Source organism: Xylanimonas sp. McL0601 (assembly GCF_049852175.1).
In the GTDB taxonomy this organism is placed as follows: Bacteria; Actinomycetota; Actinomycetes; order Actinomycetales; family Cellulomonadaceae; genus Xylanimonas.
In genome coordinates this window covers 2507927-2520105 of the sequence record NZ_CP187527.1, presented here as the reverse complement: position 1 = coordinate 2520105, position 12179 = coordinate 2507927, and the positions used below count along the sequence as shown (strand labels likewise).

Annotated in this window: 12 protein-coding genes; 11 read left to right on the top strand and 1 reads right to left on the bottom strand. The window is 73.0% G+C overall.

Features of this window, described 5'->3' with window-relative positions:
* Positions 1 to 11: 11 nt before the first annotated feature.
* Complete coding sequence (locus tag ACO4JP_RS11585) at positions 12 to 788, top strand: HAD family hydrolase (RefSeq protein ID WP_425957101.1); 777 nt, start codon at positions 12 to 14, stop codon at positions 786 to 788.
* Here the strand turns inward: ACO4JP_RS11585 and ACO4JP_RS11580 are convergent.
* Positions 781 to 1587, bottom strand: a complete 807-nt coding sequence (locus ACO4JP_RS11580) for a RecB family exonuclease (RefSeq protein ID WP_425957100.1) — start codon at positions 1585 to 1587, stop codon at positions 781 to 783. The two genes, ACO4JP_RS11585 and ACO4JP_RS11580, sit on opposite strands and share 8 nt — an antisense overlap.
* Positions 1588 to 1724: 137 nt before the next feature.
* On the opposite strand from ACO4JP_RS11580, the gene ACO4JP_RS11575 reads away from it, so the two are divergent.
* The 10 genes from ACO4JP_RS11575 (at position 1725) to hisF (ending at position 12126) form a co-directional block, all read left to right on the top strand.
* A complete protein-coding gene (locus tag ACO4JP_RS11575) occupies positions 1725 to 2861 on the top strand; it encodes a site-2 protease family protein (RefSeq protein ID WP_425953839.1) in 1137 nt (378 codons plus the stop codon).
* A gap of 11 nt (positions 2862 to 2872) precedes the next feature.
* Positions 2873 to 3868, top strand: a complete 996-nt coding sequence (locus ACO4JP_RS11570; RefSeq protein WP_425953838.1) for a tRNA (adenine-N1)-methyltransferase — start codon at positions 2873 to 2875, stop codon at positions 3866 to 3868.
* Between the two features lie 120 nt (positions 3869 to 3988).
* A complete protein-coding gene (arc, locus tag ACO4JP_RS11565) occupies positions 3989 to 5617 on the top strand; it encodes a proteasome ATPase (protein WP_425953837.1) in 1629 nt (542 codons plus the stop codon).
* 34 nt (positions 5618 to 5651) lie between these two features.
* Positions 5652 to 7259, top strand: coding sequence for a depupylase/deamidase Dop (gene dop, locus ACO4JP_RS11560; RefSeq protein ID WP_425957099.1), 1608 nt, complete (start codon positions 5652 to 5654; stop codon positions 7257 to 7259).
* Positions 7260 to 7305: 46 nt separating this feature from the next.
* Positions 7306 to 7506 carry a ubiquitin-like protein Pup gene (locus tag ACO4JP_RS11555; protein WP_425953836.1) on the top strand — a complete coding sequence of 67 codons (201 nt, stop codon included), beginning with the start codon at positions 7306 to 7308 and terminating at the stop codon, positions 7504 to 7506.
* Positions 7503 to 8327, top strand: coding sequence for a proteasome subunit beta (prcB, locus tag ACO4JP_RS11550; protein ID WP_425953835.1), 825 nt, complete (start codon positions 7503 to 7505; stop codon positions 8325 to 8327). The genes ACO4JP_RS11555 and prcB overlap by 4 nt, the downstream gene beginning before the upstream one ends.
* On the top strand, positions 8324 to 9034 hold the full coding sequence (gene prcA / locus ACO4JP_RS11545) for a proteasome subunit alpha (RefSeq protein WP_425953834.1): 711 nt from the start codon (positions 8324 to 8326) through the stop codon (positions 9032 to 9034). The genes prcB and prcA overlap by 4 nt, the downstream gene beginning before the upstream one ends.
* A complete protein-coding gene (gene pafA / locus ACO4JP_RS11540; protein ID WP_425953833.1) occupies positions 9034 to 10395 on the top strand; it encodes a Pup--protein ligase in 1362 nt (453 codons plus the stop codon). Before prcA ends, pafA begins: the two co-directional genes overlap by 1 nt.
* A 34-nt stretch (positions 10396 to 10429) precedes the next feature.
* Entirely contained in the window at positions 10430 to 11359 is a 930-nt protein-coding gene (locus ACO4JP_RS11535; protein ID WP_425953832.1) for an FKBP-type peptidyl-prolyl cis-trans isomerase, read from the top strand.
* Positions 11356 to 12126, top strand: a complete 771-nt coding sequence (gene hisF, locus ACO4JP_RS11530; RefSeq protein WP_425953831.1) for an imidazole glycerol phosphate synthase subunit HisF — start codon at positions 11356 to 11358, stop codon at positions 12124 to 12126. Before ACO4JP_RS11535 ends, hisF begins: the two co-directional genes overlap by 4 nt.
* Positions 12127 to 12179: the final 53 nt, after the last annotated feature.

The following is a 12179-nucleotide window of genomic DNA, read 5'->3' as shown; positions in this document are numbered from 1 at the left end:
CTATGGCGTCGATGGTGCGCGCGGGCGGTCAGGTGCCGCGGCCAGGACCCGCCCCGCCGGTAGGCTGGACGGGTCCCCGACCGCGCCGACCTCTGGAGCACGCCCTGACCGCGACGACGGACCTCGCCCTTCCTGCCGCGGTCCTGTGGGACATGGACGGCACCATCGTCGACACCGAGCCCTACTGGATCGCTGCCGAGCACGAGCTCGTCGAGTCCCACGGCGGCCGCTGGTCGCACGAGCAGGCGCTGCAGCTCGTGGGCAGCCCGCTGCTCGGCTCGGCCCGCCTCCTCCAGGAGGCGGGCGTCGCGATGCCCGCCGAAGAGATCGTCGAGCGCCTGATCGACCGCGTCGTCGCCGGCATCCAGCGGCACATGCCGTGGCGGCCCGGGGCGCGCGAGCTGCTCGCGGCCCTGGCCGGGGCGGGCGTGCCGTGCGCGCTCGTCACGATGTCCTACCGGCGCCTCGTGAAGGTCGTGCTCGCCGGCGCCGGCGACGTGTTCCTGGCTGTCGTCGCGGGCGACGACGTCACCCACGGCAAGCCCCACCCGGAGGCGTACCTCGCCGCGGCCGACCTGATCGGCGTGCCGATCGAGGACTGCGTCGCGATCGAGGACTCGCCGACCGGCATCGCCGCCGCGCTCGCATCAGGCGCGCGGACGCTCGGGGTGGAGTCCGCGGTGCCCGTGCCGCGCACGCCCGGGCTGAGCCGCGCGCGGTCGCTCGAGCAGGTCACCCTCCGCACCATCGCCCGCATCCACGGCGGCGCGGTGCTCGACCTCAGCTGATCCCTGGGCTGACTTCCAGCCGGCTGATCCCCAGGCGCTCGGCGGCGAGCGCCGGGTCCCACGCCGGGGGCGTGCCGCCGAACTCCGGGCACGCCGCCTGGTGGGCGCACCAGCCGCACAGCGCCGACCTCCGCGGCCGGAAGTCGCCCGCCCGGGCCGCCGCCTCGATCGCCGACCACAGCGAGCGCACCTTGAGCTCCGTGACCTCCAGCTCCCGCTCGCGAGGCTCGGCGCGCAGCACCTGGCCGTCGCCGAGGTAGACGAGCTGCAGCATCTTCGGCAGCACGCCCCGGTCGCGCCACAGCACCAGCCCGTAGAAGCGCATCTGGAACAACGCCGACGCCTCGTACCCGGGGCGGGGCGAGCGGCCCGTCTTGTAGTCGACCACGCGCAGGGCGCCGTCGGGCGCGACGTCGAGGCGGTCGACGATCCCGCGCAGCAGGGGGCCGCCGTCGGCGAGCTGGTGCTCGACGCGCAGCTCGCACGCCTCGGGCTGGAGGCGGTTCGGGTCCTCGAGCGTGAAGTACGTGCCGAGCAGGCGGCCGGCACCGTCGAGCCAGCCGCTCGCGGCGTCGTCGTCGCCAGTGAAGAGCTCGGAGTACCGCGGCTCGGCCTCCAGCAGGCGGTCCCACTCGCCGGGCAGGATGGCCAGCGCGGCCTCGCGCGTGCGCTCGCCCAGCGGCGCGTCGTAGAGGCGCTCGAGCACGGCGTGCACGAGCGTGCCGCGCGCTGCGGCCGACGACGGCGGCTCGGGAAGGCGGTCGACCACCCGGTACCGGAACAGCAGCGGGCACTGCATGAAGTCGTTCGCGCGCGACGGCGAGAGCGCGGGGGAGCGCGGGGGAGCCTCGGGTGCGGACGTCACGCCGCCACCCTAGGACGCGCAGCCGACACGGTGGCCAGGTTGTCCCCAGTGCGCCCGGATAGTCTGCGTCGGTGACCTCCACACCACCCGTATCGCGTGGATGGGTGATCGGCCGCCTTGCCGGTGCGCCCGTCATCGTGACGCCCACCTGGTTCCTCGCGGCGCTGGTGCTCACCCTCGTGTTCGCCCCGACCGTGCGCGGGAACGCCCCCGGCCTCGGCGACAGCGGCGTGGTGCTCGTCGCCTTCGTGTTCGTGCTGCTTCTGTTCGTGAGCGTGTTCTGCCACGAGGCCGCGCACGCGTTCGTCGCGCGCGCCCGCGGGCACCAGGTCACCGAGCTCGCGCTGACGCTGTGGGGCGGGCACACCGCGTACACGGGGGCGCAGCGCCGCCCGCTCGACGGCGCCCTGATCGCCGTGGTCGGCCCGCTCACCAACCTGGTGCTCGCGGGGGTGTTCTGGGTCCTGTTCCACGCCTCGCCGGCGGCGTCCGTGCCGGCGCTGCTGCTGTACGCGGCGTTCTTCTCGAACGTCTTCGTGGGCGTCTTCAACATGCTGCCCGGTCTGCCGCTCGACGGCGGCCAGCTCCTCGAGGCGCTGGTCTGGCAGCTGACCGGCTCGCGCACGCGCGGCACGGTCGCCGCCGGCTGGGTCGGGCGCGTCGTCGCCGTCGCCGTGCTCGCGTGGGCGCTGGTGTGGCCCGTGCTCCGAGGCGTCGCCCCGGGGTGGTCCACGGTCGTCTGGTCGGCGATCATCGGCGCCTTCCTCTGGTCGGGCGCGGGCGATGCCATCAACGCCGGGCGCCGCCGCGACGTCGTCGACGGCCTCGGTGCTGCCGCCCTGGCGGCGCGCGCCGTCGTCGTGCCCACGGGGTCGTCGGTGGCCGACGCCGCCCGTGCCGTGACCGGCGTGCCCGACGCCGCCGTCGTCGTGACCGACGCGTGGGGTGCGCCGCTCGGCTGGGTCGACCCGGCCGCCGCGGCGGCGGTCCCGCCCGTCGCTGCGGCGACGACGCCGGTCGACGCCGTCGTCGTACCGTTCCCGCCCGGGTCCGCCGTCGAGGACACGCTGGGCGGTGCCGAGCTGCTCGAGCATCTGGCCGCGACGTCGGCAGGCGCCCGCATCGTGCCCGTGACGCGGGGCGGCCGCGCCACGGGAGTGCTCGACGTCGCACGCGTGGCCGCGGCGCTCCGGGGGCCTGGCCGGTAGGCTCGTCCGCCGTGACCTCCACTCCCACGGGCGCCGACCTGCGCCGCGGCCCTCTGCGCGAGGGCGACAAGGTGCAGCTGACCGACCCGCGCGGCCGCATGCACACCATCGAGCTCAAGCCCGGCGGCACGTTCCACACCCACAAGGGCTACTTCCGGCACGAGGACCTCATCGGCCGCCCCGAGGGCTGGGTCGTCACCAACACCGCGGGCGTCGAGTACCTGGCCCTGCGGCCCCTGCTCAGCGACTACGTGCTGTCGATGCCGCGCGGCGCCGCCGTCGTCTACCCGAAGGACGCCGGCCAGATCGTCCAGATGGCCGACATCTTCCCGGGCGCCGTGGTCGTCGAGGCGGGCGTCGGCTCCGGTGCGCTCACCATGTCGCTGCTGCGCGGGGTGACCGACGGCGGCACGCTGCACTCCATCGAGCGCCGCGAGGACTTCGCGGCCGTCGCGCGCGGCAACGTCGAGACGTACTTCGGCGCGGAGCATCCGGCGTGGCACCTGCACCTCGGCGACTTCGCCGACGTCGTCGGGCAGGTGACCGAGCCCGGGACCGTGGACCGCGTGGTGCTCGACATGCTGGCGCCGTGGGAGAACCTGGACGCCGCCGCCACCGCGCTCGTCCCGGGCGGCGTGTTCCTCGCCTACGTCGCGACGACGACGCAGCTCTCGCGGCTCGCCGAGGACCTGCGCGCCGACGGCCGGTTCGCCGAGCCCGTCGCCTGGGAGTCGATGGTGCGCGGCTGGCACCTCGAGGGCCTGGCCGTGCGGCCGGAGCACCGCATGATCGGGCACACGGGGTTCCTGCTCACCGCGCGCCGCCTCGCCGACGGCGTGGTGCCGCCCGAGCGCAAGCGCCGCCCCGCCAAGGGCAGCTACCCGACGGCAGAGGCCGAGTGGACCGAGGAGGACCTGGGCGAGCGGCCCGTGTCGGACAAGAAGCTCCGCAAGGTGGTCCGCGGGTTTGAGGCGGCCGAGCCGACGGGCGAACCGTCCAGCATCTGAGAGGTCTTCTTCGGCGCTGGGCGAAACGCGCGGAATCTCCTTCCGACGTGTCGGCGTTCCCCATAGTGTGCTGTTTCCGGGGGGTCGGTCCTCCCGGGCTTGCACGGAGAGGGGACCTGCATGACCGAGAACCCTGGAGTCTCCCGCGACGCCCAGCTCGCGCTGCTCGCCGCCAAGAACGAGCGCCTGGCGGAGGCGCTGCGCGCCGCCCGCGACCAGATCGTCGAGCTGCGCACGCAGATCGACGACCTCGCCAAGCCCCCGGGCACCTACGCCACGTTCCTCGGCGCCCACGAGGACGGGACCGTCGACATCTCGTCCGCGGGCCGCAAGATGCACGTCGGCGCGAGCCCCAGCCTGGACGTCGAGAGCCTGCAGCCCGGCCAGGAGGTCAAGCTCAACGAGGCGATGACGGTGGTCGAGGCCGGGGGCTTCGAGCGCGTCGGCGAGCTGGTCACGGTGAAGGAGGTGCTCGACGACGAGCGGGTGCTCGTGGTCGGGCGCGCCGACGAGGAGCGCGTCGTGCGTCTCGCGGGCCCCGTGCTGGGCCGTCCGCTGCGTGTGGGGGACTCGCTCACGGTCGACGTCCGCAGCGGGTTCGTGTTCGAGATCGTGCCCAAGTCCGAGGTCGAGGAGCTGGTCCTCGAAGAGGTCCCGGACATCAGCTACGAGGACATCGGCGGCCTGGGCCGGCAGATCGAGGCGATCCGCGACGCCGTCGAGCTGCCGTTCGCCCACCCCGACCTGTTCCGGGAGCACGGGCTGCGCCCGCCCAAGGGCGTGCTGCTGTACGGCCCGCCCGGATGCGGCAAGACGCTCATCGCCAAGGCGGTGGCGGCGTCGCTCGCGACCATGGTCGAGGCGAAGAAGCCTTCGAGCGACGACTCCGTGCGCTCGTTCTTCCTCAACGTCAAGGGCCCCGAGCTGCTCAACAAGTACGTGGGCGAGACCGAGCGGCACATCCGCCTGATCTTCGCCCGTGCCCGCGAGAAGGCGTCCCAGGGAATGCCCGTGGTCGTGTTCTTCGACGAGATGGAGTCGCTGTTCCGCACGCGCGGCACGGGGCTGTCGTCCGACGTCGAGACGACGATCGTGCCGCAGCTCCTCGCCGAGATCGACGGCGTCGAGCGGCTCGACAACGTCATCGTCATCGGCGCCTCGAACCGCGAGGACATGATCGACCCGGCGATCCTGCGGCCCGGGCGCCTCGACGTGAAGATCAAGATCGAGCGCCCGGACGCCGAGGGGGCGCAGGAGATCTTCGGCAAGTACCTCACCCCCGACCTGCCGATCCACCCGGACGACCTCGCCGAGCACGGCGGGGACGAGGTCGCGACCGTGGCATCAATGATCCGCTCCGTCGTCGAGCGCATGTACGGCGAGAACGAGGAGAACCAGTTCCTCGAGGTCACCTACGCCTCGGGCGACAAGGAGATCCTGTACTTCAAGGACTTCAACTCGGGCGCGATGATCCAGAACGTCGTCGACCGGGCGAAGAAGATGGCCATCAAGGACTTCCTGGCCAGCGGTCAGCGGGGTATCCGGGTGGACCACCTGCTCTCGGCGTGCGTCGACGAGTTCAAGGAGAACGAGGACCTGCCCAACACCACCAACCCCGACGACTGGGCGCGCATCAGCGGCAAGAAGGGCGAACGGATCGTGTTCATCCGCTCGATCGTCCAGAAGAAGGGCGAGACGGGGGCGCCGCGGTCCATCGAGCAGGTCACGAGCACGGGGCAGTATCTATGAGCAAGGTGCAGGACCTGTGAGCGTCCGCCGGGTCATGGGCATCGAGACCGAGTACGGCGTGCTCGCCCCCGGGCGTCCCGCCGCGAACCCGATGCTCCTGTCCAGCCAGGTCGTCACGACCTACCGGGCCCTGGTGGCGCGGGCCGGCACGCGCCCGGCGGCGCGCTGGGACTACGACGACGAGGACCCGCTCGCCGACGCGCGCGGGTTCCATCTCCGGCGCGCCGCCTCGCACCCCTCGCTGCTCACGGACGACCCGGCGCGCCCCGCGCCGCCCGGGCCGGCGCCGCGGGACGTGGCGCGCGCGGACGTCGACGAGCTCGACGACCCGTCGGCCGCGAACTGCATCCTCACCAACGGCGCGCGGCTGTACGTCGACCACGCGCACCCCGAGTACTCGTCACCCGAGGTCACCGGCCCGCGGGACGCCGTGCTCTGGGACGTGGCGGGGGAGCGAGTCATGCTCGCCGCGACCCGCGAGCTGACGGGCTTCCAGGGCGGCCACGACGTCGTCCTGTACAAGAACAACGTCGACGGCAAGGGCGCGAGCTACGGCACGCACGAGAACTACCTCGTGGACCGGGCGCTGCCGTTCGGGGTCCTGACCGAGCTGCTCACGCCGTTCCTGGTGACGCGGCAGGTGTACGCGGGCTCGGGGCGGGTGGGCCTCGGCCCGACGGGGGACCGGCCGGGCTTCCAGATGTCGCAGCGCGCCGACTACATCGAGGCCGAGGTCGGCCTCGAGACCACGCTGCGCCGCCCGATCGTCAACACGCGCGACGAGCCGCACGCCGACCGCTCCCGCTGGCGCCGCCTGCACCTCATCCTCGGCGACGCCAACCTCTTCGAGGTCGCGACCTACCTCAAGCTCGGCACGACGTCGCTGGTGCTGTGGGTGCTCGAGCACCTCGAGGAGCTGTCGGAGGCCGGGGTGCCGGCCCGCACCGACCTGGCCGCGCTGCGGCTGGCCGACCCGGTCGCGGACGTCCAGCGCGTCTCGCGCGACCTCGACCTGGTGGCCAAGCTCGACCTCGCCGACGGGCGCACCATGACGGCGCTGGAGGTGCAGGACGCGTACGCCGACGTCGTCGGGCGGGCGCTCCGCGCGATCGGGCGCGAGCCGGACACGGACAGCGAGACGTACGCGGTGCTCGACCGCTGGCGATCGGTCCTCACGCGCCTGGACACCGACCCGTTGTCGTGCGCGCGCGAGGTCGAGTGGATCGGCAAGCGGCGCCTGCTGGAGGGCCTGCGCCGCCGCGACGGCCTCAGCTGGGACCACCCCCGCCTGCACGCGCTGGACCTGCAGTGGGCGGACGTGCGGCCCGAGCGCGGCATCTACCACCGGCTGCTCGCGAGCGGTGGCGCAGAGCGGCTGGTCGACGAGCAGGCCGTCGCCGACGCGGTGCATCATCCGCCGACGGACACGCGCGCGTACTTCCGTGGCGAGGTCATGGCGCGGTACGCGGACCAGGTCTCGGCGGCGAGCTGGGACTCGGTCATCTTCGACGTCCCTGGCGCGTCCGCGCTGCAACGCGTGCCGATGCTCGACCCGCTGCGCGGCACGCGCGCCCACATCGGCGCGCTTCTCGAGGCGAGCGGCGACGCCGCAGCCTTGCTGAGCGGGCTGCGCGGCGGCTGAACGGCATAGGGTGACGAAGAGCACGACGTCGGCTTGGGAGGCTGTCATGGCAGGTCAGGAACGCATCAATCCGCAGCACGAGGACCGCACGCCCGACGACGACGGCGCTGGCGCCCCCGCCCCGGCCGCGCCCGCGGCGCAGGACCGGGACGCGGAGGTCGACGCGCTGCTCGATGAGATCGACGAGGTGCTCGAGACCAACGCCGAGCAGTTCGTCCGCGGGTTCGTCCAGAAGGGCGGTCAGTGAGGGACGCAGGACGGCTCGGGGACGCGTTCCTGCGCCCCGGGTCGTCGTCGTTCCTCGACTTCCTGGGCGAGCACGCGCCGGAGCTGCTGCCCGGTCACGGTGCTGCGCCCGTCCAGGGCGGCGGTGGCGCCTTGCTCGCGCCGCACGCCACGACGATCGTCGCCCTCGTGTGCGACGGCGGTGTGGTCATGGCCGGCGACCGCCGCGCCACGGCCGGGACGATGATCGCGAGCCGCGAGATCGAGAAGGTGTTCCCTGCGGACGAGTTCTCGGCGATCGGCATCTCGGGCTCCGCCGGCGTCGGCGTCGACCTGGCCAAGCTGTTCCAGCTCGAGCTCGAGCACTACGAGAAGATCGAGGGCTCGCTGCTGTCGCTCGACGGCAAGGCCAACCGGCTCGCGACGCTGCTGCGCGCCAACCTGCCGCTGGCGATGCAGGGTCTCGTCGTGGTCCCGCTCTTCGCGGGCTACGACCTGGACCGGGGCATCGGGCGGATCTTCTCCTACGACCCCACGGGCGGTCGCTACGAGGAGCACGAGCACCACGGCACGGGCTCGGGCTCGGTCTTCGCGCGCGGCGCGCTCAAGAAGCTCTGGCGCCCTGGCCTGAGCGACGCGAGCGCCGTCCGCGTCGCCGTCGAGGCGTTGTACGACGCCGCCGACGACGACTCCGCGACCGGCGGGCCGGACCCGGTCCGGGGCATCTGGCCCGTCGTCGCGACGGTGACGGCCCAGGGCTACCGCCGCGTGCCCGAGCAGGAGCTGCAGACCGTGGTCGAGGCGCTCGTCGCCGACCGCCGAGAAGGGGGTCGGTTGGCATGACCATGCCGTTCTACGTCTCGCCCGAGCAGCTGATGAAGGACCGGGCCGACTTCGCCCGCAAGGGCATCGCGCGCGGCCGTTCCGTCGTCGTCCTCGCGTACGAGGGCGGGATCCTCTTCGCCACCGAGAACCCGTCGCGGGCGCTGCACAAGATCTCCGAGATCTACGACCGCATCGCGTTCGCGGCGGTGGGCAAGTACAACGAGTTCGAGAACCTGCGGGTGGCCGGCGTGCGGTACGCCGACCTGCGCGGATACTCCTACGACCGCAAGGACGTCACGGCCCGCGGCCTGGCGAACGCGTACGCGCAGACTCTCGGCACGGTGTTCACCACGGAGTCCAAGCCGCTCGAGGTCGAGCTGGTGGTCGCCGAGGTCGGCGACACCCCGGACGGCGACCAGATCTACCGGCTGTCCTACGACGGGTCGGTCGCCGACGAGCGCGGCGCCGTCGTCATGGGTGCCCAGGCCGAGCAGCTCGTGGCCCGCGTCACCGAGGGGTGGCGCGAGGGCCTCGGGCTCGACGAAGTCCTCCGGCTCGCGACGACGACGCTCGGCGCCGTCGGGGTGGACGGTGCGCTGCTCGCTGCGGGCAGCGAGCGGACCATCGAGCCCGCGCAGCTCGAGGTAGCGGTGCTCGACCGGGCCCGGCCTCGCCGGGCCTTCCGTCGCCTGCAGGGCGCGACCTTGAGCGAGGTGCTGGGCTGATGGACCGGCGGATCTTCGGCATCGAGACCGAGTACGGCGTCACGTGCGCCGCACCGGACGGGCGGGGCCTGTCGGCCGACGAGGTGGCGCGCTACCTCTTCCGCAAGGTGGTCGCGTGGGGCCGCTCGTCCAACGTGTTCCTGCGCAACGGCTCGCGGCTGTACCTGGACGTCGGCTCGCACCCGGAGTACGCCACCGCGGAGTGCGACGACGTGCGCCAGCTCGTCACGTACGACAAGGGCGGCGAGCGCATCCTCGAGGGGCTCGTGGCCGACGCCCAGCAGCGCCTCGTGCACGAGGGCCTGCCCGGCACCGTGCACCTGTTCAAGAACAACACCGACTCGGCGGGCAACTCCTACGGCTGCCACGAGAACTACCTGGTGCGGCGGCAGGGCGACTTCTCGCGGCTGAGCGAGATCCTCGTCCCGTTCCTCATCACCCGGCAGGTCCTCGTGGGCGCCGGCAAGGTGCTCGCGACGCCGCGCGGCGCCGTCTACTGCCTGTCGCAGCGGGCGGACCACATCTGGGAGGCCGTCTCCTCGGCCACGACCCGGTCGCGGCCCATCATCAACACGCGCGACGAGCCGCACGCCGACGCCGAGTACTACCGGCGGCTGCACGTCATCGTCGGCGACTCGTCGATGGCCGAGCCGACGACGCTGCTCAAGGTCGGGTCCACGGACCTGGTGCTGCGCCTGGTCGAGGCCGGCGCGATCATGCGCGACCTCACCCTCGAGAACCCGATCCGGGCGATCCGCGAGATCAGCCATGACCGCACGGGCAAGCACCCGGTCCAGCTCGCCGACGGCCGCACCATGAGCGCCGTCGACATCCAGGGCGAGTACTACCGGCGCGTGCGCGACCACGTGGACTCCCACCTCGACCCGTCGCCCACCACCAAGGCCGTGCTCGACCTGTGGGAGCGCGGGTTGCGTGCGCTCGAGTCGGGCGACCTCACGCTGGTCGAGCGCGAGCTCGACTGGGTCATCAAGCTGCGGCTCGTCGAGCGCTACCAGGCCAAGCACGGGCTGTCCCTCGACGACCCGCGCATCGCCCGCCTCGACCTGGCGTACCACGACATCTCGCGCACCGAGGGGCTGTACAACCTGCTCGCGGCGCGCGGCCTGGTGGACCGCGTCACCACCGACCTCGAGATCCTCGAGTCGACGGCGGTGCCGCCGCCCACGACGCGCGCGAAGCTGCGTGGCGACTTCGTCCGTGCCGCGCAGGAGGCGCGCCGCGACTACACGGTCGACTGGGTGCACCTCAAGCTCAACGACCAGGCCCAACGCACCGTGCTGTGCAAGGACCCGTTCCGGTCGGTCGACGAGCGCGTGGACCGGCTGATCGAGTCGATGTGAGGGCCCGGGCGGTCGGTGTGGTTCACTCGTCGCCGTGCTCGACCGCCCTCGCTCCGCCCTGCTCGTGCTCGTCACCGCTCTGGCGCTCGCCCTGACCGGTTGCGGCCTGGCCGGCGGGGCGTCGCCGTCGAGCGCGCCCTCGCAGGCGAACGTCGAGGTGACGGGCGAGGCGGGCCAGGAGCCCGTGCTGCAGTACGACAAGCCGCTCGCGATCACGCAGCCGGGCACGCGCACCGTGTGGCCCGGCACCGGGGACCCCCTCCGGGAGGGCGGCCCGGTGATGCTCAACCTCTACGCGGAGGACGGGCGCGACGGGTCGGTCGTGCAGACGACGTTCGTCGACGCCCCGGCATGGCACACGATGAGCGTCCTGTCGCTCGGCGCGCACCTGCACGAGGCGCTGCACGGGCAGCGCGTCGGAGCCCGCCTGCTGTACCTCGAGCAGCAGGGCGACGTCCCGCTCGTGCTCGTGGTCGACGTCCTGCCCACGCGTGCCTCCGGCGAGGCCGTCGAGCCGCAGCCGGGCCTGCCCGCCGTCACGGTCGGCGACGACGGTGCCCCGACGGTGACCGTACCCGCCAAGGCCGCCCCGCCCGCCGACCTCGTGGTCCAGCCCCTCGTCCGCGGGACGGGCCCGCAGGTCGAGGTCGGCGAGGTGGTCACGGTGCGCTTCACGGGCGTCCGGTGGAGCGACGGCGCCGTGTTCGACAGCACGTGGGACACGCCCGACGGCCCCGAGGCCGTCCAGTCGGTGATGATCGGGATCGGTCAGGTCATCGACGGCTGGGACCAGGGCCTGCTCGAACAGACCGTCGGGTCGCAGGTCATGCTCGTGGTGCCCCCGCCGCTCGGATACGGTGGGACGTCGAACCCCCTCGCCGACCAGACGCTGGTGTACGTCGTCGACATCCTCGACGCGCACTTCCAGGTCACTGACGAAGGAACAGCTGAAGGAGCACAGTGACCGTCTCGATCCGTGTCATCCCCTGCCTCGACGTCGACGCCGGGCGTGTCGTCAAGGGCGTCAACTTCCAGGGCCTGCGCGACGCCGGCGACCCGGTCGAGCTGGCCGACCGGTACGACGCCGAGGGCGCCGACGAGCTGACGTTCCTCGACGTGTCCGCCTCGTCGGGCGGCCGCGAGACCATGGTCGACGTCGTGCGGCGCACTGCCGAGCAGGTCTTCGTGCCCCTGACCGTGGGCGGTGGCGTGCGCAGCACCGACGACGTCGACCGGCTGCTGCGGGCAGGTGCTGACAAGGTCGGCGTCAACACCGCCGCGATCGCGCGCCCCGAGCTGGTCGCCGAGATCGCCGACCGGTTCGGCTCCCAGGTACTGGTGCTCTCGGTCGACGCGCGCCGCGTCACGGGCGAGGTGCGCACCGAGTCCGGGTACGAGGTCACCACGCACGGCGGGCGCCGGGGGACCGGCATCGACGCCGTCGAGTGGGCCGAGCGCGCGGCCGCCCTGGGCGCGGGGGAGATCCTGCTCAACTCGATGGACGCCGACGGCACCAAGGACGGGTTCGACCTCGAGATGCTCACGGCGGTGCGCGAGCGCGTGCACGTGCCGCTCATCGCGTCGGGCGGCGCGGGCCAGCCCCAGGACTTCGTCGAGGCCGCGCGGGCCGGCGCCGACGCGGTGCTCGCGGCGAGCGTGTTCCACTTCGGCCAGCTCACGGTGGGCCAGGTCAAGGACGCCATGCGGGCCGCCGGGCTCGAGGTGCGCTAGAGGGTGGTCGACCGGACAGCCCTCTCCGGGTCGCGGCTGCGCCGCTCGCTCCA

Coding starts and splice junctions, on each gene's coding strand:
- prcA (WP_425953834.1), top strand. CDS start 8,324: ATGACCATGCCGTTCTACGTCTCGCCCGAGCAGCTGATGAAGGACCGG.
- dop (WP_425957099.1), top strand. CDS start 5,652: ATGGGCATCGAGACCGAGTACGGCGTGCTCGCCCCCGGGCGTCCCGCC.
- arc (WP_425953837.1), top strand. CDS start 3,989: ATGACCGAGAACCCTGGAGTCTCCCGCGACGCCCAGCTCGCGCTGCTC.
- ACO4JP_RS11585 (WP_425957101.1), top strand. CDS start 12: ATGGTGCGCGCGGGCGGTCAGGTGCCGCGGCCAGGACCCGCCCCGCCG.
- ACO4JP_RS11580 (WP_425957100.1), bottom strand. CDS start 1,587: ATGCAGTGCCCGCTGCTGTTCCGGTACCGGGTGGTCGACCGCCTTCCC.
- pafA (WP_425953833.1), top strand. CDS start 9,034: ATGGACCGGCGGATCTTCGGCATCGAGACCGAGTACGGCGTCACGTGC.
- ACO4JP_RS11555 (WP_425953836.1), top strand. CDS start 7,306: ATGGCAGGTCAGGAACGCATCAATCCGCAGCACGAGGACCGCACGCCC.